Source organism: Pseudomonas sp. CH235 (genome assembly GCF_004368175.1).
Lineage (GTDB): Bacteria > Pseudomonadota > Gammaproteobacteria > Pseudomonadales > Pseudomonadaceae > Aquipseudomonas > Aquipseudomonas paraglycinae.
Map to the genome: position 1 here is coordinate 57,345 of NZ_RRZJ01000027.1, position 22,718 is coordinate 80,062.

Annotated in this window: 22 protein-coding genes and 1 pseudogene; 12 read left to right on the forward strand and 11 right to left on the reverse strand. The window is 61.3% G+C overall.

The genetic code is table 11. The annotated features are described in order from the left end of the window. Positions 1–11: 11 nt before the first annotated feature. The gene (locus tag EIY71_RS22730; RefSeq protein ID WP_129973991.1) at positions 12–1,088 is read left to right on the forward strand and encodes a sensor domain-containing diguanylate cyclase; all 1,077 of its coding nucleotides are present in this window, start codon (positions 12–14) and stop codon (positions 1,086–1,088) included. A 3-nt stretch (positions 1,089–1,091) separates the two neighbouring features. Here the strand turns inward: EIY71_RS22730 and EIY71_RS22735 are convergent, their stop codons facing one another. Together EIY71_RS22735 and EIY71_RS22740 are read right to left on the reverse strand one after the other, a co-directional pair. Next, positions 1,092–1,556, reverse strand: coding sequence for a hypothetical protein (locus EIY71_RS22735; RefSeq protein ID WP_129973990.1), 465 nt, complete (start codon positions 1,554–1,556; stop codon positions 1,092–1,094). A 100-nt stretch (positions 1,557–1,656) separates the two neighbouring features. Then, on the reverse strand, positions 1,657–1,965 hold the full coding sequence (locus tag EIY71_RS22740; RefSeq protein WP_064597595.1) for an RcnB family protein: 309 nt from the start codon (positions 1,963–1,965) through the stop codon (positions 1,657–1,659). Between the two features lie 204 nt (positions 1,966–2,169). Between EIY71_RS22740 and EIY71_RS22745 the strand changes: the two genes are divergently transcribed. The 5 genes from EIY71_RS22745 (at position 2,170) to EIY71_RS22765 (ending at position 7,144) form a co-directional block, all read left to right on the forward strand. After that, entirely contained in the window at positions 2,170–2,766 is a 597-nt protein-coding gene (locus EIY71_RS22745; RefSeq protein WP_102687787.1) for a LemA family protein, read from the forward strand. Positions 2,767–2,790: 24 nt separating this feature from the next. After that, positions 2,791–3,837, forward strand: coding sequence for a M48 family metallopeptidase (locus EIY71_RS22750; protein ID WP_134023218.1), 1,047 nt, complete (start codon positions 2,791–2,793; stop codon positions 3,835–3,837). Positions 3,838–3,865: 28 nt separating this feature from the next. Further along, entirely contained in the window at positions 3,866–4,927 is a 1,062-nt protein-coding gene (locus EIY71_RS22755) for a M48 family metallopeptidase (protein WP_134023220.1), read from the forward strand. Positions 4,928–5,070: 143 nt separating this feature from the next. After that, a complete protein-coding gene (locus EIY71_RS22760) occupies positions 5,071–6,363 on the forward strand; it encodes an MFS transporter (protein WP_134023222.1) in 1,293 nt (430 codons plus the stop codon). Between the two features lie 10 nt (positions 6,364–6,373). Further along, positions 6,374–7,144 carry a substrate-binding domain-containing protein gene (locus tag EIY71_RS22765; protein WP_134023224.1) on the forward strand — a complete coding sequence of 257 codons (771 nt, stop codon included), beginning with the start codon at positions 6,374–6,376 and terminating at the stop codon, positions 7,142–7,144. On the opposite strand, the gene EIY71_RS22770 is transcribed toward EIY71_RS22765, so the two are convergent. Next, positions 7,134–8,048, reverse strand: a complete 915-nt coding sequence (locus tag EIY71_RS22770; RefSeq protein WP_134023226.1) for a LysR family transcriptional regulator — start codon at positions 8,046–8,048, stop codon at positions 7,134–7,136. The genes EIY71_RS22765 and EIY71_RS22770 overlap by 11 nt on opposite strands. Before the next feature lie 163 nt (positions 8,049–8,211). Here EIY71_RS22770 and EIY71_RS22775 point away from each other — a divergent pair, with 163 nt between their 5' ends. Beyond that, a complete protein-coding gene (locus EIY71_RS22775) occupies positions 8,212–10,020 on the forward strand; it encodes a monovalent cation:proton antiporter-2 (CPA2) family protein (RefSeq protein ID WP_134023228.1) in 1,809 nt (602 codons plus the stop codon). A 148-nt stretch (positions 10,021–10,168) separates the two neighbouring features. Here the strand turns inward: EIY71_RS22775 and hcnC are convergent, their stop codons facing one another. The 4 genes from hcnC to EIY71_RS22795 form a co-directional block, all read right to left on the reverse strand. Further along, positions 10,169–11,428, reverse strand: coding sequence for a cyanide-forming glycine dehydrogenase subunit HcnC (hcnC, locus tag EIY71_RS22780; RefSeq protein WP_134023230.1), 1,260 nt, complete (start codon positions 11,426–11,428; stop codon positions 10,169–10,171). Next, a complete protein-coding gene (gene hcnB, locus EIY71_RS22785) occupies positions 11,421–12,830 on the reverse strand; it encodes a cyanide-forming glycine dehydrogenase subunit HcnB (RefSeq protein WP_134023232.1) in 1,410 nt (469 codons plus the stop codon). The genes hcnC and hcnB overlap by 8 nt, the downstream gene beginning before the upstream one ends. Further along, the gene (gene hcnA, locus EIY71_RS22790) at positions 12,827–13,141 is read right to left on the reverse strand and encodes a cyanide-forming glycine dehydrogenase subunit HcnA (protein ID WP_085746268.1); all 315 of its coding nucleotides are present in this window, start codon (positions 13,139–13,141) and stop codon (positions 12,827–12,829) included. The genes hcnB and hcnA overlap by 4 nt, the downstream gene beginning before the upstream one ends. A 405-nt stretch (positions 13,142–13,546) precedes the next feature. Beyond that, positions 13,547–14,485: a hypothetical protein gene (locus EIY71_RS22795; protein WP_102687794.1), complete on the reverse strand. Its 939-nt coding sequence runs from the start codon at positions 14,483–14,485 to the stop codon at positions 13,547–13,549. Between the two features lie 297 nt (positions 14,486–14,782). Here EIY71_RS22795 and EIY71_RS22800 point away from each other — a divergent pair, with 297 nt between their 5' ends. Together EIY71_RS22800 and EIY71_RS22805 are read left to right on the forward strand one after the other, a co-directional pair. Continuing rightward, positions 14,783–15,466 carry a response regulator transcription factor gene (locus EIY71_RS22800; protein WP_007952956.1) on the forward strand — a complete coding sequence of 228 codons (684 nt, stop codon included), beginning with the start codon at positions 14,783–14,785 and terminating at the stop codon, positions 15,464–15,466. Continuing rightward, entirely contained in the window at positions 15,444–16,838 is a 1,395-nt protein-coding gene (locus EIY71_RS22805) for a HAMP domain-containing sensor histidine kinase (RefSeq protein WP_129974125.1), read from the forward strand. Before EIY71_RS22800 ends, EIY71_RS22805 begins: the two co-directional genes overlap by 23 nt. Positions 16,839–16,962: 124 nt before the next feature. Here the strand turns inward: EIY71_RS22805 and EIY71_RS22810 are convergent, their stop codons facing one another. Genes EIY71_RS22810 through EIY71_RS22820 form a run of 3 tightly spaced genes read right to left on the reverse strand, consistent with a single transcriptional unit; the run spans position 16,963 to position 19,215 of the window. Beyond that, positions 16,963–17,373, reverse strand: coding sequence for an SRPBCC family protein (locus EIY71_RS22810; protein ID WP_129974124.1), 411 nt, complete (start codon positions 17,371–17,373; stop codon positions 16,963–16,965). 25 nt (positions 17,374–17,398) lie between these two features. Continuing rightward, positions 17,399–18,196, reverse strand: a complete 798-nt coding sequence (locus EIY71_RS22815) for an SDR family NAD(P)-dependent oxidoreductase (RefSeq protein ID WP_007952959.1) — start codon at positions 18,194–18,196, stop codon at positions 17,399–17,401. Further along, positions 18,193–19,215: an aldo/keto reductase gene (locus EIY71_RS22820; protein ID WP_134023234.1), complete on the reverse strand. Its 1,023-nt coding sequence runs from the start codon at positions 19,213–19,215 to the stop codon at positions 18,193–18,195. Before EIY71_RS22820 ends, EIY71_RS22815 begins: the two co-directional genes overlap by 4 nt. Positions 19,216–19,327: 112 nt before the next feature. On the opposite strand from EIY71_RS22820, the gene EIY71_RS22825 reads away from it, so the two are divergent. Together EIY71_RS22825 and EIY71_RS22830 are read left to right on the forward strand one after the other, a co-directional pair. Next, positions 19,328–20,221 (forward strand): LysR substrate-binding domain-containing protein, encoded by an 894-nt coding sequence (locus EIY71_RS22825; protein WP_134023236.1) that lies wholly within the window; start codon positions 19,328–19,330, stop codon positions 20,219–20,221. A gap of 63 nt (positions 20,222–20,284) precedes the next feature. After that, a complete protein-coding gene (locus EIY71_RS22830) occupies positions 20,285–21,211 on the forward strand; it encodes a LysR substrate-binding domain-containing protein (protein ID WP_085602635.1) in 927 nt (308 codons plus the stop codon). Here EIY71_RS22830 and EIY71_RS22835 read toward each other — a convergent pair. Next, positions 21,126–21,725 carry a DinB family protein gene (locus EIY71_RS22835; protein WP_085746033.1) on the reverse strand — a complete coding sequence of 200 codons (600 nt, stop codon included), beginning with the start codon at positions 21,723–21,725 and terminating at the stop codon, positions 21,126–21,128. The two genes, EIY71_RS22830 and EIY71_RS22835, sit on opposite strands and share 86 nt — an antisense overlap. A 127-nt stretch (positions 21,726–21,852) precedes the next feature. On the opposite strand from EIY71_RS22835, the pseudogene EIY71_RS22840 reads away from it, so the two are divergent. Further along, a pseudogene (locus tag EIY71_RS22840) lies at positions 21,853–22,319 on the forward strand (endonuclease domain-containing protein). Positions 22,320–22,718 lie beyond the last annotated feature (399 nt).

Genomic DNA, 22,718 nt, shown 5'->3' on the forward strand with positions numbered 1-22,718 from the left:
GCGACGCTTGAATGACTCAACTCTGGATCAGCTTCGCCATTGTCGTTGTGCTGTTGGTCGTGATCGCCGTTCTGATCCGCCGAGTGCGCGCGCTTCGTCAGCAACTCGCCGAGTATCGCGAACTGCTCACCCGCGCCGCCGAGGGCCAGAACATCCGTCAGGATGGCGACGCCGACCGCTTCAAGCGCAGCCAGTATTTTGCGCGGATCGGCACTTGGGATTGGGAAGTCGACACGGATCGACTCTATTGGTCCGACGCAATATTCGGCATGTTCGGCTTCAAGATCGGCGAAGTGACGCCCTCCTACGCGCTGTTCTGTTCCTGCGTACACCCCGATGACCGCGCCAGGGTGCGCGCGGGGGAATTGCGATGCCTGGAGACCGGCGAAAACCACGACGAGGAGTACCGCGTGGTCTGGCCCGACGGCACAATCCGCTGGCTGCGGGAAACCGGCAATGTGGTGCGCAACGATCACGACGCGGTGATCAAGATGATGGGTGTGGTACGCGACATCACCGAAGAAAAGGCCTCGGCCAGCTACCTCCAGCACCTGGCCCACTTCGACCCGCTGACCGGACTGCCCAACCGGCTGGTGCTGGAAGAACGGCTATCGGAAGCACTGGAACATGCGCGCATGACCGAGACGCGGGTGGCGTTGGTGTTTATCGATCTCAACGGCTTCAAAGCGATCAACGACCGCTACGGTCACGCCGCCGGCGACCGCGTTCTGATCACCACCGCCACGCGCCTGAAACGCATCCTGCGGGTCAGCGACACCGTCGCACGGATCGGCGGCGACGAATTCGTAGTCATCCTGCAAGGCCTCGCCCCCGGTCTGAACCTGCAGGACGAAGCGCGCAGCATCTGCCAGAAGATCTTCATCGAACTGTCCCCGCCCATTCCCATCGGCAACGACCAACGCCACATCGGCACCAGCCTCGGCGTCGCCGTCTTCCCCGACCACGCACCGACCATGGACCGGTTGCTGCACATTGCGGATCTGGCGATGTATGAGGCCAAACGCAGTGGGAACAATCAGTATCGGTTGGGCGGCGGGCAGACGCTGAGTCATGGCCGGGCTGATTGAATTTCAGCGCTCGGGTGTACCGAACACAACGCCATTGAAGGTATGCGTGCAGCATTGGCAGTAGGGCGTCATGTCTTCGGCTTTCAGGGCGGGATTGACGATTTGCAGGCGCTTCTGTTCATCGACATACAGGCCATTGAAGTAACTCGATTCACCGAGCCGCACTATTTCTTCCCGGTCACTTTCAAGCACAGCGACCATCCAGAACACCGGCTCTTGCCGATCCAGCCGCGACACGGCTTCACTGAAAATCTCGTCCCAATCACCGCCAACACGCGACAGCAAAAAGCGAAACAAGGGCGTGTAATCGAAGCCACGGTGCTGGATCCCATGCATCGAGCCGCGTGTGGCCTCGTTGTGGATTTCAGCCTTGGTGTTTCGCTGATGCCGGTAATGTCCGCCGGGATTGTTGCGACGGACGTTATGGGTGGTCGTATTTTCTTTGCGGTAAAGGGGTTTCTTATCCAACCTATTGCTCCTGACATCCAGTCACTCGAAACGCCCCTCGCGTTTTACCGGAACGGCGCTCGAATGCAATCAACCGTCCATGGCCAATTGTTGCTTGAGGTCAGCGCTCCACCGGCTGAATCGCCACAATCGTCCCGTTGGTGATCATCACCATCACGTATTTATCGTTGATCTGTACCCACTGCGCCTGCGGTTCCGGCTGCTTGAGGCCTTTCTGTTTCCAGTTTTTGATGGCTTTTTCGCTGCGCTGGTAGATATCCGGGGCGCGGTCGTTGACGTTCAGTTCGCGGTTGCCGGTCGGTGATTGTTCGACGGTGTCGTTCGAGGTTTGCGCCGCTTGAACGAGAGGGCTGATCCCGGCGATGCCGGCGACGAGGGCCAGGCTGGCGATTAGGGTCTTGTTGTTCATCGGTGAACCTCCTGAGATATGTGATACCTGAACTCCGACTGCGCGGCTCTGGAATCATTCCTTGTTTTTTTATGAAGCTGAACCGGAGATTGTAGTCGCGCCCCGGAACGCGATCCGGGCTCGTCCGCCACCGGGCGAATACAGTCAACGGCATCCATTTGCGATAAGATCGCGCGCCCCTGCCGAGTGAATAAGGACATCACCGTGAAGATCTACCTCATCGTCAATCTGGTATTGCTTGCGCTGCTGGGGCTCTACGCTGTCAATCTTTTCAACAAGCTTGTTGCCCGGCGCAACGAGATCAAGAACGCATTTGCCCAGGTCGAAGTGCAGCTCAAACGCCGCTATGACCTGATCCCCAATCTGGTCAGCATTGCCAAGGGTTATCTGGCCCATGAGCGCGAAACCCTTGAAGCGGTGATCGCCGCACGCAATGCCGCCGTGGCCGGACTTGAGGCTGCACAGGCGAAACCGGGCAGCGCCCAGAACATCGCGCAATTGGGGCGGGCGGACAGCGCACTCAGCAGCGCGGTGGGTCGCTTGAACCTGACGCTGGAGGCTTATCCGGAACTCAAGGCCTCGCAGAACATGCAACAACTGAGCGAAGAGCTGAGCAGCACCGAAAACAAGGTGAGTTTCGCGCGGCAGGCGTTCAACGATGCGGTGATGGCCTACAACACGCTCAAGCAGAGCTTTCCGGCGGTGCTGCTGGCGGCCAGTTTTGGCCATCGCGAGGATGCGGTTCCGTTGAAGTTTGCCGATACGCTGGCCATCAAGACCGCGCCCAACGTTTCTTTCTGACTTCTTCTCTCCATGGATGGCTCGATGAACTTTTTCGAACGACAAACCCAGGCCCGAAACCAGACGCAACGGCTGGTGTGCATGATGATTCTGGCGATTGTCATGCTGATCGGGATGACCAGCCTGCCCTTCGTCTTCAATGGTTTTGAGGATTACCTGAGCGGGACTGGCACGCTGGCGGACGCGTTTCTGGCAATGGCCGTTATCGCATCGTTCATTAGCAGCATCGTGGTGATTGGCGGTCTGCTGAAATATCGGCAGCTGCGCGCGGGCGGCAAGGTCGTCGCGGAGAAACTGGGTGGCCGCCTGCTCAATGGCAATGTGCGTACCCAGGACGAGCAGCGGTTGATGAACGTCGTCGAAGAAATGGCGATTGCCTCCGGCACCTGCATGCCGGCGGTGTATCTGTTACCCGACGAAAGCATCAACGCCTTCGCGGCCGGATTTACACCGGAGGACGCGGCCATTGGTGTGACCCGTGGCGCGGTGGCGCTGCTGACCCGGGAAGAACTGCAAGGGGTGATCGCCCACGAATTCAGCCACATTTTCAACGGTGACATGCGCCTCAACACGCAACTGGTGGCAGTGGTGCACGGCCTGTTGGTGTTGGGGCTGGCTGGCACTTACATACTGGCCAGCCTGCTCAAACGCGACAAACGCGACGTGCGGTTGATGCTGGTGGTTTTTGCGCTCGGTTTCGCACTGTGCGTGGCCGGATTTATCGGAAATCTCTATGGCAATTTGATCAAGGCGGCTGTCAGTCGCCAGCGTGAATTCCTCGCCGATGCCAGCGCGGTGCAATACACGCGCAATCCGCAAAGCATTGTCGGTGCCCTGAAAAAAATCGGCGCCCATAAACAAGGTTCCGTCATCAACTCCCCCCGTGCCGCCGAATTCAGTCATTTGTTCTTCAGCACAGGCGGATCAGGTTGGCTGAGCCGGATGTTTGCGACCCACCCTGATCTGAGCGTGCGGATTCGTCGGATCGATCCGCAGTGGGACGGGAGTTTTACGACGGCTGCCGCAGCGGGCAAACCGGTGCCTGATCAGATGACGGCAACGGCGGATTGATTCAGACTCCACGTCCACGGATGGCTAGATGAATTTCTTTGAACAACAGTGCCGGGCCAAACGTCGCTCGGTGCAGCTCGTGATCCTGATGTTTCTCGCCGTACTCGGCTTGATTCTTGTGTCCTTCATGCTACTGATTCTGCCGATCTCGTACGGCAAAACGCTCGAGGATCTTGCGGAAAACTGGCAGTTTTTCGCGATCATTGCAGCGCTGGTAACGGGTGTTGTGTTGCTCGGCGGGCTGGTCAAATACATCGAACTGAAAGGGGGCGGCAAAGTGGTAGCGCGCCGTTTGGGTGGTCGTCTGATCAACCATGACGCGCGGACTCTGGAAGAGCGCCGCCTGGTCAACGTAGTGGAGGAAATGGCCTTGGCGTCCGGCACCGCAGTCCCTCCCGTGTATCTGCTGCCAGATCTGGGCATCAATGCATTTGCTGCCGGCCTCGCTCCTCAGGATGCAGTGATTGGCGTCACTCAAGGTGCGATAAGCCTGTTGTCACGCGATGAACTGCAAGGCGTTATCGCCCACGAATTCAGCCATATCTATAACGGCGACATGCGCCTGAACACTCAACTGGTAGCGATCGTCCATGGGATCATGGTGATCGGGTTGGCGGGAAACCATCTCTTGCGCGGTCTTGAGGACACACCACACTCATCTGCCAATCGTAAGCAGCCGACCATTCTGGTCAGCATGTTTGGCACTGCGCTGTGCATTGTCGGATTCTCCGGGACGTTCTTCGGCAACCTGATCAAGGCTGCAGTCAGCCGGCAACGCGAATTCCTGGCCGATGCGACCGCCGTGCAATACACCCGCAACCCCGACAGTATTGCCGGGGCACTGAAGAAAATCGGCGGATACAAAATGGGCTCGACCCTCAAGGCCGCCCGTGCCGCCGAGTTCAGCCACCTGTTTTTCGGCCCTGGCACTTCCAGCTCTCTTCTGCTCTCGGGCCATCCGGATCTGCGTGAACGCATTCGCAGGATAGACCCTGACTGGGACGGGACTTTTGTGAACATCGCCGCACCAGCGCAAGACTCGATGGTAGCCAGAACCGTACAGGCAGCGACGCCAAAACAGCTGCCATAGCACGCCATTGATCTGCATAGCGCATCAATCCATGCCAACAATGCAATTAACAAATCGATCCTTGCGCGCCACTATCCGCCCCAATAAGAACCGTGCGCCGCCTCCCCGTCGCGCACGTCATAAAAGCGGTGGAGTACTTTTCTATGACAGCCTCAATCCCACACGGCGGCTCGCGGGCCGGCGCCATTTTCCGGGTGACCTCGGGTAACTTCCTCGAACAGTTCGACTTCTTTCTGTTCGGTTTCTACGCCACGCAGATCGCGGCGGTGTTCTTTCCGGCGAGCAGTGAGTTCGCGTCCCTGATGATGACTTTCGCAGTGTTCGGCGCAGGCTTTTTGATGCGTCCGCTGGGGGCCATCGTGCTCGGCGCGTACATCGATGACGTCGGTCGGCGCAAAGGTCTGATCGTCACCCTGTCGATCATGGCCAGCGGCACGATCTTGATTGTGCTGGTGCCCGGATACGAAACCATCGGTCTGTTCGCCCCGGCGCTGGTGTTGATCGGAAGGCTGTTGCAAGGTTTCTCCGCGGGTGCGGAATTGGGCGGGGTTTCGGTGTATCTCTCGGAGATCGCTACACCCGGTCGCAAAGGCTTTTTCACCGCCTGGCAGTCGGCCAGTCAGCAGGTGGCCATCGTCGTCGCCGCCGCGCTAGGTTACGGTTTGAACCAGTGGATGGCGCCGGAAGCTGTCGCCGATTGGGGCTGGCGGATTCCGTTTTTCGTCGGCTGCATGATCGTGCCGTTCATCTTCTTTCTGCGGCGCAATCTGGCGGAAACCGAAGAGTTCGCCGCTCGCAAACATCGTCCAAGCATGAAGGAAGTGTTTCGCACCCTCGGCCAGAACTGGGGCGTGGTGCTGGGCGGGATGCTGATGGTTGCCCTGACTACCACTGCGTTCTACCTGATCACCGTGTACGCACCGACCTTCGGCAAAACCGTGCTGCACCTGAGCACATCCGATGCGTTGCTGGTGACGCTGCTGGTGGCCGTTTCCAACTTCTTCTGGCTGCCGATTGGCGGCGCGTTGTCCGATCGCGTCGGCCGCCGTCCGGTGCTGATCGCCATGGCGCTGCTGGCGCTGGCCACCACTTATCCGGCGCTGTCGTATCTGGTGCAGGCGCCGAGCTTCAGCCACATGCTGCTGTCGCTGTTGTGGCTGTCGTTTATCTACGGCCTGTACAACGGCGCAATGATTCCGGCGCTGACCGAAATCATGCCGGTGGAAGTGCGGGTGGCCGGTTTCTCCCTGGCTTACAGCCTCGCCACTGCCGTGTTCGGCGGATTCACTCCAGCGATGTCGACCTTCCTGATCCAGTACACCGGCGACAAAGCCGCACCGGGTTACTGGATGAGCATCGGCGCGCTCTGCGCATTGTGCGCGACGCTTTATCTGTATCGCCGGGCCGGCGGTCGTCTGCAACCTGTTACTGCCTGAGAACATCACCATGAAAAAACTGTTTACCGTTACCGCCCTGCTCGCCGGTCTTGCGTTCAACGTTGCGGCCCAGGCCGAAGAACTGCGGGTCATGACCTCCGGCGGCTTCACCGCCGCCTACAAGATCCTCGGGCCGAAATTCGCCGCCGCCACCGGCAACACGCTGGACACCCAACTCGGCCCGTCGATGGGCAAGGCGCCGGAGGCAATCCCCAATCGCCTCGCCCGTGGTGAAAAGGCCGACGTGGTGATCATGGTCGGCTACGCCCTCGATGATCTGATCAAGCAAGGCAAGGTCGACCCGGCTTCGCGTGTGGAGCTGGCGGATTCGCGGATCGGCCTGGTGGTGCGCGAAGGCGCGCCGAAACCGGACATCAGCAACGTCGACGCCCTGAAGAAAACCCTGCTCGACGCCCAGTCGGTGGCCTACTCCGACAGCGCCAGCGGCGTGTACATCGAGCAGCAATTGTTCAAGAAACTCGGCATCGAAGATCAGCTGAAACCGAAGGCGAAGATGATCCCGAAAATCCCGGTCGGCTCGGTGGTCGCCACCGGCGACTATCAACTGGGCTTCCAGCAGGTCAGCGAATTGCTGCCGGTGCCGGGGGTGAGTTTTGTGGCGAAGATTCCTGAATCGGTGCAGTCGGTAACGCGGTTTGCAGCGGGGATTCCGGTGGGTGCGCAGCATCCGCAGGAAGCCAAGGCGTTGCTCGCTTATCTGGCCGCACCTGCAGCCCAGCCTGACGTGCAGGCCACCGGTCTGGATTCGGTCAAGCGCTGACCGTCGGCGGCTGGACTTTCATTTCCACCACCAGCCGCTCCAGCTCCAGTGCCGCCGGGGTCAGCGTACGACCCCGGCGTTTGATGATGCCGACGCTGCGCATCACTTGCGGATCGGTCAGCGGCACCCGCGTCAGAATCGGATGATCCGCCGCCGGCATCGCCATCAGCGGCACCGCCGCCACACCCAATCCCGCTTCCACCAGACCAATCATGGTCGTCACATGCCGCGTCTCGCAAATGCTCGGGCGCTGCGGCACCACTTTGGCCAGGGCCTGATCCAGCAGAAAACGGTTGCCCGAGGTCTTGTCGAGCGAGATGTAATCCTGCCGGTAGAACTCGTCCCAGGTCACACTACTGCTTCCGGCCAACGGATGATCGCGGCGACAGGCGACTACGTAGCTCTCCTGCACCAGCGGCTCGAAATCCACGCCCGCCTCCTGGGTACCCATGAAACTCAGACCGAAATCCGCCTCGCCGTTGACCACCGCGCTCAGCACGTCGTGGGCGCTGGAATCGAGGACTTTGACTTTGATTCGCGGAAACTGCTGGTGATAACGGGCGACCACGCTCGGCATGAAGTAGTACGCCGCCGACGGCACGCAAGCGACGGTTACGTGGCCCTGCCGATTCGAGGCGACTTCGCTGATGCCGAGCAACGCGACGTCCAGATCGTCGAGCAAGCGTTCGACGCTGGGCATGAAACCGCGTCCGGCCTGGGTCAGGCTGACCTTGCGCGTGGTGCGTTCGAACAGCTTCACGCCGAGGGCGTCTTCGAGCTTTTCGATGCGCCGGCTCAGGGCCGGTTGCGACAGGCGCACGGTGTCGGCGGCCTTGCGGAAACTGCCCTGCTCGACCACGGCGCGAAAGGCTTGCAGGTCGTTGAGGTCGAAGTTGATGGCCATGGAAAACTCGAAGGAATTGATTCGCTGAGGCTATAAATGTAACCAATTGATGCAAATTATTACAGAAGCACATCTGCTCAATCAGGCTCTGCGCTGGATCTGCAATCATTTCAGCCTTTATCCTTGTCGCCCCCCGCCGTACCGCGTTACTGGAGTTCCGCTCATGCCCCATGAAGGCAATCTGTTGCAAGCCGCCGTCGTCTTTCTCTTCGCCGCCGTGCTCACCGTTCCCCTGGCCAAGCGCCTGCAACTGGGCGCGGTGCTCGGTTATCTGTTTGCCGGGGTGATCATCGGCCCGTCGGTACTGGGTCTGATCGGCAATCCGCAAAGTGTCAGCCATATCTCGGAACTGGGCGTGGTGCTGCTGTTGTTCATCATCGGTCTTGAGCTGTCGCCGCGACGTTTGTGGGTGATGCGCAAATCGGTGTTCGGCGTGGGTCTGGCGCAGGTGCTGCTGACCGGTTCGGTGATCGGGGTGCTGGCGTTGTCGGTGTTCGGTCAGCCGTTGAACAGCGCGATTGTCTTGGGCCTGGGCCTGGCGCTGTCGTCCACCGCATTCGGCCTGCAAAGCCTCGCCGAGCGCAAGGAACTGACCAGCCCCCACGGGCGGTTGGCGTTTGCGATTCTGCTGTTCCAGGACATCGCCGCGATCCCGCTGATCGCGCTGGTGCCGATGCTCGCGGGCGTCGATCACCACACCAGCACCGCCGACGATGTGCGCCACAGTTTGCAGGTGCTCGGCAGCATCGCCGTGGTGGTGATCGGCGGGCGATATCTGTTGCGTCCGGTGTTCCGCGTGGTGGCGAAAACCGGTCTGCCGGAAGTCTCTACCGCCACTGCGTTGCTGGTGGTAATCGGCACCGCATGGCTGATGGACATGGTCGGTGTGTCGATGGCGCTGGGCGCATTTCTCGCCGGGTTGCTGCTGGCGGATTCGGAATATCGCCATGAGCTGGAAGCGCAGATCGAGCCGTTCAAGGGCCTGCTGCTCGGGTTGTTTTTCATCAGCGTCGGCATGGGCGCCAACCTCAGTCTGCTGCTCAGCGCGCCGATCACGGTGCTGGGCCTGACGTTGCTGCTGATCGCCCTGAAGTTGCCGTTGTTGTTTGTGGTCGGACGTCTGGCCGGTGGATTGAACAAGGTCAGTGCGATTCGCCTAGGCATCGTGCTGGCGGCGGGCGGTGAATTCGCGTTTGTGGTGTTCAAGATCGGCCGCGATCAGGGCCTGTTCGAACCGCGTCTGTATGACCTGCTGGTACTCACCATCACCCTGTCGATGGCGGTTACGCCGTTGTTGCTGCTGATCTGCGCACGATTGGTCAGCCCCAAGGTGCAGCCAGTGGAAGTGCCGGAGAAATTCCGCCAGATCGAAACCGAAACCCCGCGAGTGGTGATCGCCGGCATGGGCCGGATGGGTCAGATCGTGGCGCGGATCCTGCGGGCGCAGAACATCAAGTTCGTGGCGCTGGACACCTCGGTGGAAACCATCGAACTGTCGCGCAGTTTTGGTGGCGTACCGGTGTTCTACGGTGACCCGATGCGTCCGGAAATCCTCAGTGCGGCCAAGGTCGGTGAAGCGGAGTACTTCGTGATTGCCACGGATGATCCGGAAACCAACATCAAGACCGCTGAGATCGTGCGCAAGCTCTATCCAGACATGAAGATCATCGCCCGGGCGCGTAACCGGCAGCATGTGCATCGGCTGGTGGATGTCGGGGCCGATCCGATCCGGGAGACCTATTACTCAAGCCTGGAAATGAGCCGCCGCACCCTGGTTGGCCTTGGCTTGACCCAGGCCCAGGCCGATGCGCGGATCAAGCGCTTCAAGCACCATGACGAACAGGTACTCGAGGCTCAACACGCGGTGTACGACGACGCGGCCAAAGTGCTGCAGACCGCGCAGGAAGCGCGGGCGGAACTGGCCCGGTTGTTCGAGTCGGATCAACTGGAAGAGCAATCGGGCAAGTCCTGACGTTTTCAGAGTTGATGATCGTTCCCACGCTCTGCGTGGGAATGCCTCAAGGGACGCTCCGCGTTCCAGCTCTGGAAGGGACGCGGAGCGTCCCGGGCTGCATTCCCACGCGGACGGTTCGACGTGGGAACGATCACAGCCAGCAGGCTCAGGCTATCTCCAGCTCCCTCTCTTCTTTGGCCGGCGCCACTTCAAACCGGTCCGCCAGAAACGGCGTGATGTCCAGCGGCAGCGGTTCATCGTTGACCAGTTTGTCCAGCAACACCCCGGTAATCGCCGACGTCAGCACCCCGGTGCGGAAATGCCCACAGGCGTTGAGGTAACCCTCGACCCCGGCCATCGGCCCGAGAATCGGCAACTCATCCGGCGAGCCCGGCCGCAATCCGGCCCAGGTACGCTTGAGGTTGATGTCCGCCAGTTCCGGCAGACAACGCACCGCGCCCTGCACCAGCCCGGCGATTTCCGGCCAGGTGGTGGTGACGTCGAAGCCCTTGTCCTCGGTGGTGCTGCCGATCAGGATTTCGCCGTTGTCCTTCTGCGCCATGTAGCAATCGCTGGTGGTCAGGCAACCGTTGAGGATTTTCGGCAGGCGCTCGGTCAGCAGGATCTGGCCTTTCACCGGTTTCACCGGAATGCGAATGCCCGTGGCCCACTCGCTCAAATCCGCCGCCCAAGCGCCAGCGGCGTTGATCAGGGTCTTGCAGTGAAACACCCCGGCTTCGGCCGTCTGTACGCCAGTCACCCGCGTGCCGTGATGCAGCACGCCGGTTATGTTGGTGTTGACGTACATGTCCACGCCATTCTGCCGGGCACCTTCGGTGTAGGCGTCGGCCAGGCGGAACGGGCTGACCTGGTGGTCGCAGAGAAACTCCAGCGCCCCGCGCGCTTCATGGCTGACGCTCGGCTCTGACTCGCGCAATGCCGCCTGATCCAGCCAGCGCACCTGATCGGCCAGGTGCGGAATGCAGCCGACGATGTGCTCGGCGTACAACCGGTCTTCATCGTCATAGATCACGAATTTGAGCCCGGTCTTTTCGAACTTGAAATCCATCCCGTGATTGTCACGCAGCTCGCGGTGCAGCGCCGGGTACAGCGCGTTGGACTGCAAGGCGAAATCGAAAAACGACGGCGGCAGGATGTGCGGTGTGCTGGAGTCAACCGCCACCGCCGCGCCCTGGGTTTCGCGCTTGCGGTTGGCCGACATCATGCGGAAGAAAATCACCCCGCAACCCAATCCCACCGACTCGCCAATCGCCCACAAACCACCGGCCGAAGCGCGGGTCGCGTTGCCCGGGCGCTTGGCGTCGATCAGCGCAACCTTGAGGCCTTTGCGCTTGGACAATTGGTAGGCGATGGACGCGCCGATCACACCGCCGCCGGCGATGACCACGTCATAGAACTTACTCATGGGAAACGGCCTCCGTGCCGAGGGACTGGAACGCGGAAAAAGGAATCGGATCGATGGGGAAGCGCGGCCGCAGCCAGCCGACATCCTTGCGCCCGGTGGACTGACGCAAGCGGTCGCTGCAATAGCCGACGCACATCCGCCCCTGACAGTCGCCCATGCTTACGCGGGTGCGCATTTTCAGGCTGGCGATGTCTTGCACGCCCTGCTCCAGCGCGCGGTCGATGTCGGCGCGGGTCGCGTGTTCGCAGCGGCAGATCACCGTGTCGGCAGCCGGCAATGCGGTCTGCCCGACGCCGCGTTCGGTGTAGCGATCCACCGCCGCGCGGAAGCGCACGATGGCTTTGAGTTTGCCCAGATAACGGTCGCGACGGACGCGCGCCAGTTCCTCTTCGAGCACACCGCGTTGCAGCAGGATCGAGGTCGCCGCGATCTTGCCGGCCAGCATCGCCGCTTCACCGCCGCGAATCCCGCCCATGTCACCGGCCAGATGCACGTGGGGCTCGCTGCTTTGCTGCCAGATGTTGGCGTTGGCGCGCAGGTAACCGTCGTCGCTGAAGCCGTGATCCAGGCCCATTTGCTGACTCAGTTGCGTGCGCGGAATGAAGCCGTAGCCGACCGCGAGTGTCTTCGCCTCGAAGCGTTCGACGCGACTCATGTCCGGCTCCCACGTTGCCGAGTACGGCGCCACGCTGACGCTTTTCAGTTCGCCTTCGCCGTGCGCTTCGACCACGCCCCAGCCGTAGTTCATCGGGATGCCATGCAGTTTCAGATAAGCGAGCATGCTCAAGCCATCGAGGAACAGTTGCGGCTTGTTCAGCAGTGCCAGACTTTCCTTGGCGATCTTGCCGAATGCGCAGGCCTCGTAGACCCCGGCCACGCTCACACCCGACGCATGCAACTGGGTCGCCACCAGCGGCAACAGCGGCCCGGTACCGGCAATCACCACCGGCCCCTGCGGTTTGACCACGCCACTTTTGATCTGCAATTGCAGGCCGCCGAGCATGATCACGCCGGGCAGCGTCCAGCCTGGAAACGGCACGCTGCGTTCATGGCAACCGGCGGCCAGCAGCAACTGCGGGTATTCGATTTCGTGCAGACGCTCGTCGCCGTCCAGCACCACCAGCGAGCGCGTGCCTTCGGCGCCGACCACGCGGTGGTTGAGGCGCACGTCGATCAGCCCGGACTGCTCCTGAAAATCACCGTGTAGTTTGCCCAGCGCCTCGGCATAGCGCGGCCCCAGGTAATCCAGCTGCACGCCGTCACGCAGCGGCCCGCGATAGACCACGCCACCCAGGCGCGAAGCCTCTTCCAGCAAGGTGCAGCGCACCCCGTGCAGGGCCAGTTCGATGGCCGCGGCCATTCCCGCCGGACCACCGCCGACGATCACCGGATGCAGGCTCATACCACCTCCTGCCCGTGAATACGGTTGACCTGGGTTTCGATCAGCATGCCCTCGCGTACCACGGTCTGGCAGGCGCGGCGCTTGTGCCGGCCGTTGATTTTCACCAGGCAGCACTGGCACACGCCCATGCCGCAATAGGCACCGCTGATCTGGTTGTGATCGTTGCGCGCGACCTGGCGCACGCCGAGGGACTGAATGACGCTGAGCACGGTTTCGCCGATGGCGGCGGTGACCGGCTGGCCGTTGATGTGGACAGTCATATCCGCCTGCGCCAAAGGCTGGATATCGAAGGTTCTTTCTAGGCAGTGCATTGCAATGATCATCCGTGAAAAGTTCAGGTGAGGTTGAAACAGCTCCTTGCTGCACTACACCTCGCCGGCACGTCGGGTGTTATCTCTCTATCGGGCCGGCAGGTTGGTTCCGCTCGCGCAGCAAAGTGCGCGCAAGCAATGTAGTCGATCCAGCGGCAAGGGCCTGGAAATTTCACGGTAGGGGATATTGCGCCGACGAATATTGATCCAGGCCATGGAAATGACTGGTCGGTTCTGCGCCTTCGGCCCCGCGCAGAAAGCAAAAAGCCGCTTCAACCCGAAGGTGGAAGCGGCCAAGGCATGTGCCTCAAGGAATCAGTGCACGAACAGGGCGATCAGGATGATGATCGGGATTGGAACACCGAGGAAAAACAGCAGTAGTGAGCGCATGGTGGTTCTCCTTGATTAACGGACTGGCGGCAGCGTGGTCGTGGTGTAGGTTTCGACTTCGACGTACTCGACCGCATCCCGGCGACGACCGCCGAAGGTGGCCGAGAGGCTGGCGAAGAACGCACCGGCCAACAGTGCGATGAACATCCACAGCGTGGTCCAGGCAGCGACTTTGGCGGCGGTGTCGGCGGCTTGTTGCGCTTTCAGCTTGGCGTCGGCGATGGCTTTCTGGGTACGGGCGTAGATTTCATCGACCCGACGTTCGGCGTCGGCCTGGGTCAGGTTGGTACGCTGAGCGACCAGTTGTGCGAGGTAGGTACGGTCTTCGGCGCTGAGCTGACCGTTGGCCAGGCTTTGGGCGAAGATCCGGGTTACGGTGCCACGGGCGGCGTCATCGCTGACGGCGGCGGGACGATCGTCGCGGAACAGGCTGTCGACGAAGTAGCCGTACTGGTCACTGTCGGTGTTGCCGGCCGCTGTGCCGGCCGCTTGCGTCATGGCACCGGCAGCGCCGCCGACAACACTCGCACCGGCCTGCACGCCACCGCTGACGATGCTGCTGACCGAGCCGACCACCAGCGTTGCGGTGACCAGCGTCGCGACACACCAGGAAAGGAAGCCATGGGCGGTGTCGCGGAAATACACCTCGTCACCGTGCATGTTGGCCCACTTCACTCGCAAGCGACCAGCAATGTAGCCGCCGAGCCCCGAAGCGATGATTTGCGTGGCCGCCAGCCAGATAATGGTGGAAATGCCCAGGCCCTTGGCGCTGACGCCCTCCCCGGCCCACGGTGAAACGGCGGAGAAGCCCAGACCGAAGCCCAGCAGCACGAGAATCAGCGACAGTGCCGCCGCAGCGGCAGCCCCTGCGAAGATCGCGCCCCAGGACACCCCCGAGACGTTGCTCGACTCTCCTTCGTAGGCAGGATAAAACCCATCAGAGGATCTATTCATTGTTGTAGTGCTCCAGGCATGAAAAATGGTGTTACAACTCGTCAACAGAGGAATTGCAGTGACCGTGCCAGTCGCCCACATTAAATAAATCGTTTGAATTCAATAGCTTAAAAAGTCTGAACTTCCTAAGACCATGCAAATTGCAACAACGGGTCGATAACAGCGGGTTTTATGCATTGGCACAAAAGCCCGGCCGTGGCGTTTGTATCCGCTAAAACATGAAAGTTAATTTAAAGCGCCGGCGCAAAATCTTGGCAAAATGCTGCCATTGCGTTTGAACAGACCAGCAGGCCCACCATGACTCGCATCCTCACCATCGAAGACGACGCCGTGACCGCCCGGGAAATTGTCGCCGAACTGAGCAGCCACGGCCTCGACGTGGACTGGGTCGACAACGGCCGTGAAGGCCTGGACCGCGCCGTCAGCGGCAACTACGACCTGATCACCCTCGACCGCATGCTGCCGGAGCTTGATGGCCTGGCCATCGTCACCACCCTGCGCACCATGGGCGTGGCCACGCCGATCCTGATGATCAGCGCCCTCTCCGATGTCGACGAGCGCGTTCGCGGCTTGCGCGCCGGCGGCGATGACTACCTGACCAAACCGTTCGCCACCGATGAAATGGCCGCCCGGGTCGAAGTGTTGCTGCGTCGCCAGAACAGCAACGGCGCCCAGCCGACCACGTTGCAGGTGGCGGACCTGCAACTCGACCTGATCAGCCACGAAGCCCGACGCGCCGAGCAGGTGCTGACATTGTTGCCGACCGAGTACAAATTGCTGGAATTCCTGATGCGCAACAGCGGCCAGATCCTGTCGCGGATGATGATTTTCGAGGAAGTCTGGGGCTATCACTTCGACCCCGGCACTAACCTGATCGACGTGCACATCGGCCGCCTGCGCAAGAAGATCGACCCGCCGGGCAATGTCCCGCTGATCCGCACGGTGCGAGGCTCGGGTTATGTCATTGCCGAACCCGTCTGACGGTTGGCGCTCCTCCAGCAGCCGCTTGCTGGCGCTGTACAGTTCGTTGTTCGTGGCCTGGAGCGCGATCCTCATGGGTGTCATGTACTTCGAGGTGTCCGGTTATCTCGACAATCTGGCCAAACATTCGCTGATGCAACGTCAGCATCTGTTTTCGCACTTTCGCGGCGATCAGCTGGAAGACGCGCTCGCCGCCAGCATGACGTTCGACATTCGTGGCATCGACGCCTACGGTCTGTTCGACGCTCAGCACCGTTACCTGGGTGGCGCGTTGCAGAGGATCCCCGAGGGCCTGCCGCTGGACGGCAAGATCCACATGCTCAGCGAATGCGCCGACTCCGACGACCCGACCCTGCCCGCCGACAGCTGCGACGCGGTAGCCACCCCGACCCGCGACGGTCGCTGGCTGGTGCTGCTGCGTGACAACGGCTCGCTGTTCGCGGTGACGAAGATCATTCTGCATGCGCTGCTCTGGGGCGTGTCGCTGACGATTGTGCCGGGGATCATCGGCTGGCATCTGCTGCGTCGTCGGCCGCTGCGGCGGATCCGGGCGATCCAGGCCAGCGCCCAGTCGATTGTCGCCGGCGATCTGACCCACCGTTTGCCACTGTCCAATCGCCGAGATGAGCTGGACATGCTCGCCGCCATCGTCAATGCCATGCTCGATCGCATCGAGCGCTTGATGAACGAAGTCAAAGGCGTGTGCGACAACATCGCCCATGACCTGCGCACCCCGCTGACCCGCTTGCGCGCGCAGTTGTATCGCATGCAGCAGCAGGCCGGCGAAGGCTCGCCGGAAGCGGTGCAACTGGATCTGGTGCTGGCCGAGGCCGATACGCTGATGGCGCGGTTTCGCGGGTTGCTGAGGATTTCCGAGCTTGAGGATCGTCAGCGGCGCTCGGGGTTTGTCGAGCTTGATCCGGTGTTGTTGCTGCAGGAACTGCACGAGTTCTATCTGCCGCTGGCCGAAGACGACGAGCTGCGTTTCGAGCTGAACATGCCTGAAACGCTGCCGATGTTGAACGGCGATCGGGCGTTGCTGTTTGAAGCGCTGGCGAACCTGTTGAGCAACTCGATCAAGTTCACCCCGGCCGGTGGCACGGTGGTGTTGCGCGGGGTCAATGATGCGGGGCATACGCGGATCGAAGTGCATGACTCCGGGCCCGGCATTCCCGAGTCGGAACGGGAGGCGGTGTTCCAGCGGTTCTACCGCGCCGAGGGCGGGCAATTGCAGAACGGCTTTGGTCTGGGACTGTCGATCGTCGCGGCGATCGTCAACCTGCATGGGTTCAGCCTTGAGGTGGGACGCAGCGATCTGGGCGGGGCGAAGCTGGTGCTGGATTGTCGGCAGAGTCTGATTTCACAGTCTTGAACTTCATGTATTCCCCATGTGGGAACCAGCCTGCTGGCGATGACGGCGTGTCAGTCAATGAATAGTTGAATGATCGACCGTTATCGCTAGCAGGCTAGCTCCCACAAGGGGTTCTTGCAGAAACTCAGGCGGGGTAGTTGGCGCGCAGCGCTTCGAGCCCGCCCTGATAGATCCCTCTAAACAGCGCCACCACTTCCTCATCAGTCACGCCCTTGGCCGTGAAGCGTCCCGACCACGTCACCTTCGCGCCCTGCCCTTGGGGCTCAACACGAATCGTCGCCAGATAATCGGTGGCCGGAAACGGTGCCTGCAGAATCGAATAGCTGTAGGTTTTGCCCGCGTTATCGAACGTTTCCAGACGCTCGACCACCACGCCACCGTCAGCGGTTTGCAGGGTGCGCACGCGCCCGCCTTCACTCAGCTCGCTGTTGGGAATGAACGGCAGCCAGTCCGGCAAGGTGTTGAAGCCGCCAATCAATTGCCAGACCTGATCGGCCGAAGCCGGGATGTCGATCGTTGCTGATGCTGTTGCCATAAATAAAAAGTCTCTCTCGATGAATTCAGATAGTCAGGCTGTCGACCACGCCGCCGTCGACCCGCAAAGCGGCGCCGGTGGTGGCCGAAGACAGCGGTGAAGCGATGTAGGTGACCAGGTGCGCGACCTCTTCGACATCCGCCACGCGCTGGATGATCGAGCTCGGACGGGCCCGGCGCACAAAGGCGTCAGCCTCGTCCCGCAGGCTGCGCCCAGATTCGGCGGCGGCATCCTTGAGCATTTCTTCGACACCGTCGGTGAAGGTCGGCCCCGGGAGGATCGCGTTGACCGTAACCCCGGTGCCCGCCAGGCGTTTTGCCAGGCCATGGGACACCGCGAGGTTGGCGCTTTTGGTCACGCCGTAGTTGATCATGTCGGCCGGGGTGGCCACGCCGGATTCCGAAGACAGGAAGATCACCCGGCCCCAGCCCTGCTCGACCATCGCCGGCACGTAATGCCGCGACAGGCGCACGCCGGAGATCACGTTGATTTCATAGAAGCGCGTCCACTCATCGTCCGGCGCATCGAAGAAATCCACGGCGTTGTAGATGCCGAGGTTGTTCACCAGGATGTCGGCTTTCGGTTCGGCGGCGAACAGTTTCTGCGCGCCTTCGGCCGTGCCCAGATCCGCCGTCAGACCCCGCAGTTGCGCGCCCGGCACCTTGTCTCGAATGCTTGCCAGCGCCTGCTCGACCTTGGCCGCGTCGCGACCGATCACCACCACCGTGGCGCCCGCCTCGGCCAGCGACTGGCTGATGCCCAAACCGATGCCCGCCGTGCTGCCGCTGACAATCGCCAGTTTTCCGCTCAGATCGATCTTCATGCTTTCACCTCGTCGATGGGTAATGGTGCACGTTCGGACACCAGTTTCGCTTCACGCATGGCCTGCCAGAAACCGGCCGGAATGACCGCCGACAGCGCTGCTACATCTTCAGCGATGCGCCCCGGTTTGCTCGCGCCGGGAATCACGGCCGCCACGGCCGGATTGGCCAGCGAGAATTGTAGTGCAGCCGCTTTGACATCGACGCCGTAGGCGGCAGCGATGCGTTTGATCTGCTCGACTCTGGCAACGATTTCAGGACTGGCCTTCTGGTATTCGAAGTGCGCGCCACCGGCCAGAATCCCCGAGCTGTATGGGCCGCCGACCACGATTTCAAAGTTCTGCGCCCGGGCCGAATCCATCAGACGCTGCAAGGCACGGTCGTGGTCAAGCAAGGTGTAGCGGCCGGCCAGCAGGAAGCCGTCAGGCTGCGCCTCGGTCAGGTCCAGCGTCAACTCGCACGGTTCAACCTTGTTCACGCCCAGGCCCCAGCCCTTGATCACGCCTTCTTCACGCAGGCGGGTCAGGACTTTGAAGGCGCCGGTACGGGCCTGATTGAAATACTCGAGCCATTGGTCGCCGTAGAAATCCTGAGCGATGTCGTGGACCCAGACGATGTCGAGGCGATCGGTTTTCAGACGTTTGAGGCTGTCTTCGATCGAGCGCAAGGTGGCGTCGGCACTGTAGTCGTTGACGATCTTGTTCGGGCGACCGTGCTCGAACACTCCGCTTTTCTCGCCCAGATCCCGGGCGGCGGCGTCTTCGACTTCATCGAGAATCACCCGGCCGACCTTGGTGCTGAGCACATAGTCGTCGCGCTTGTATCGAGACAGTGCTTCGCCGAGGCGGATTTCCGAAAGGCCCGAGCCGTAGAACGGCGCGGTGTCGAAGTAACGCACGCCGGCATCCCACGCCGCGTGCACGGTAGCCTGGGCTTCTTCTTCAGGAATGGCGCGGAACATGTTGCCCAGTGGCGCGGTGCCAAAGCCGAGTTGGCCGGGGAGTTTGTCTTTCAAGCTCATGATGCTGTCCTCGTAGTTCGTGTTCGGTGTTGACCGTTGAGCAGATCCTAGATTGCGCCACTCAGACCGTCCAAGACATAATCCGCAGCACTTGAGTCCTTGAAGGTCTGACATGATCGACATCCGCCAATTGCGCTACTTCGTCGCCGTCGCCGAGGAAGAACACGTCGGCCGCGCCGCCGAGCGCCTGCACATTTCCCAATCGCCCCTGAGCCGGCAGATCGCCCAGCTGGAAGAGCGCCTGGGCCTGACCCTGTTCGAACGCAGCCAGCAGCGCATCCGCCTGACCCGCGACGGCCAGACCTTTCTCGCCGAAACCCGCGCCCTGCTGACCCACGCCAACCGCCTGGAATCTCTCGGCAAACGCCTGGGCCGTGGCGAAGAAGGCGGCCTGTGCATCGGCTACATCGAAAACGCGATGCACGCCGGGGTCTTGCCCAATGCCTTGCGTGTGCTGCGGGTCGACCGGCCGAACGTGCATGTCGCGCTGTACAACCTGAGTTCTGCCGAGCAACTGGAAGGCCTGCGTCAGCGTAGCCTCGATATCGCGCTGGTCAGTGAACCGCCGACGATCGACGACCCGGACCTGCTGGGCTTTCAGGTACTGGACGACCCGATGCTGCTGGCGCTGCCCGAACATCACCCTCTCAACCAACTGCCCTCGCTGACCCCGGCGGATCTGGCCGATCAGGAATGGATCGGCGTGCAGCCTCGCCAAGGCGCTGACGATGAGTTCGTCAGCGCCTGCATTCGCGCGGGCTTCACCCCGGATGTACGGATGCAGGCCACCGAGCCGTTTACCGCGTTGGGGCTGGTCGCTTCGGGGCTGGGGATCGCGATGATCCAGAAAGGTCTGAGCCACAACGCACCGCCGGGCGTGGTGCTGCGGGAAGTGCCGTGGCTGGCGTTCACCACGCCGTTGTGGGCGGTGTGGCACCGGATCAACCTGCGGCCGCTGGTGGAAACGTTTCGCAAGGTTCTGACCGGCGTCGATCCCGCCCAGTGACCCGACAGCCCAAGACTTTGCTGCTTTACTGAAAAGACTCAAAAAACCAGCGAGTCTTCCGGCATGAACCGCAATGACCTGCGTCGCGTGGACATGAACCTGTTGGTGATTTTCGAAACCCTGATGTTCGAAAAGAACCTGACCCGCGCCGGGGAAAAGCTGTTCCTCGGCCAGCCCGCCGTCAGTGCTTCACTGGCCAAACTGCGCGACCTGTTCGACGACCCGTTACTGGTGCGCAACGGCCGCGTGCTGGAACCGACCCAGCGGGCGCTGGCGATCCTCAAGGAATTGCAGCCGGCGATGGACACCATCTCCGGCGCGGTCAGCCGGGCCAAGGATTTCGACCCGCTGAGCAGCCGCGACGTGTTTCGCATCGGTCTGTCGGACGACGCCGAGTTCGGCCTGCTGCCGCCGTTGCTCAAGCAATTGCGCGAAGAAGCGCCGGACGTGGTGGTGGTGATCCGCCGGGTGAATTTCCTGCTGATGTCGTCGATGCTGGCGTCCGGGGAAATTTCCGTCGGCGTCAGTTACACCACCGAACTGCCGGCCAATGCCAAACGCAAAAAGCTGCGGGACCTGCGTTGCAAGATCCTGCGCGGCGATGATCGTCCCGGCGCATTGACCCTCGACGAATACTGCGAGCGACCCCATGCGCTGGTGTCGTTTTCCGGGGATCTGGGTGGGGCCATCGACAACGATCTGGCGCGAATCAACCGCGCGCGTCGCGTGGTGCTGGCGGTGCCGCAATTCGCTCCGCTGCGGGCGATTCTGGCCGGCACCGACATGCTCGCCACCGTGCCGGACTTCGCCGCCTGCGCATTGGTCGAAGGCAGCAGCGTGTTGCGTGCCGACGACCCGCCGTTCGACATCGTGCCGTCGGAGCTGTCGATGGTCTGGAACGGGGTCAACGACAACGATCCGGCGGAACGCTGGCTGCGCTCGCTGATTGCCCATCACATGTCGGCGCCTCTTCCGCCACAGGCGCACTGATCGGCTTGAACCCCGGATCGACCTCGCGCAGGTACACCGGCAGGTCGGTCATCGGCGGCATCTGCGGGATCTCGAAATACATCTGCACCACCCAGCCACGGTGGTAGTTGTTGTGGTTGATCACGTGCATCAGGATCGCCCCGGCATTCATGGTGCCGCCATCGCCGGAGACGAATTTGAAATCGATCGGGCGGTTCAGCGAGGCTTCGGTCTGCTGCGCGCTCCAGGTGCGATACCAGCCGTCGACTTCCTGCTGGGCCTGACGCAACTCGCCGAGATCGGCGTGCACCAGATCATGGGACGTCGTGAAACCGTGCTCGCGCCCTTCGAGGTGCGCTTGCCAGATCCGGTCGACCACGTAAATGTGGTTCAGCGTACCGATCATGTTTTTGAAAACCGTCTTGCGCTCCCTCGTCGTCTCCCCCGCCGGCAGCGCTTGCAGGCTGTCGAACAGACGCTGATTGGCCCAGGTCTTGTAGTCCGTGAGCAGATGGGCCGTGGCCAGATTGATCATCGCGGGTCACCGTAGGCACGAAAAAGGGCTCCGCCTAGGATAGACCTCTCTCGCGGGAATGGCGGTGGTGCTGACTATTGGTCGGGTCTACAGTGAAATCTCCATCCCCTTCACAAGGACGTGAAGCATGCAAAATCGCCCTACTTTCGCCCAACGCCAGTTCGCCCGCCACTTGCGCACATCCCAGACCGACTGCGAACAACTGCTCTGGCAGAAGCTGCGGGCGCGGCAGGTGGCGGGGCTGAAATTTCGCCGGCAGGCGCCGGTTCCGCCGTTTGTGCTGGATTTCTATTGTGTGGAATTGAAGCTGGCGGTGGAGCTGGATGGGGGGCAGCATTTTGAGGAGGCGGGATTAACTCATGACCGTCGGCGGACGGTTTATCTTTAGCGGCTGGGGATTGAGGTGGTGCGGTTCAGCAATCTGGAGGTGATTCGGCAGATGGGGGATGTGCTGGAGCAGATTGTGCGGGTTGCGCAGGAGCGTCGATTGCGGCTCTGATCCAGAAGCCCCCTCACCCTAGCCCTCTCCCAGAGGGAGAGGGAACCGATCGGGGGATATTGTCGGAATACATCGACCTGAAAAATCTGCGGTGAATCCATAATCGACTCGGTTTTTCAGGTCGATGCTTGGAATCCATAATGGACTCGGTTTTTCAGGTCGATGTACCTCTTAAGACACCTCGGTCGGCTCCCTCTCCCCCGGGGAGAGGGCTGGGGTGAGGGCCAACGGTCGACGCAGAATGCACGACAGTCCCGGAATCCATAATCGAATCTGTGTCTCAGGCCAATGCTTGGAATCCATAATCGACTCGGTGCATCAGGTCGATGTACCTCTCAAGACACCTCGGTCGGCCCCCTCTCCCTCCGGGAGAGGGCTGGGGTGGGTAAAGACCGGGTACATCCTTTACGTTTGAGACCGGGGACATGGTTTACAGGTATCAATCATGGTCAGGAGGTGCTGACCATGCCCTGGAATCAAGAGTCCCCGATGGA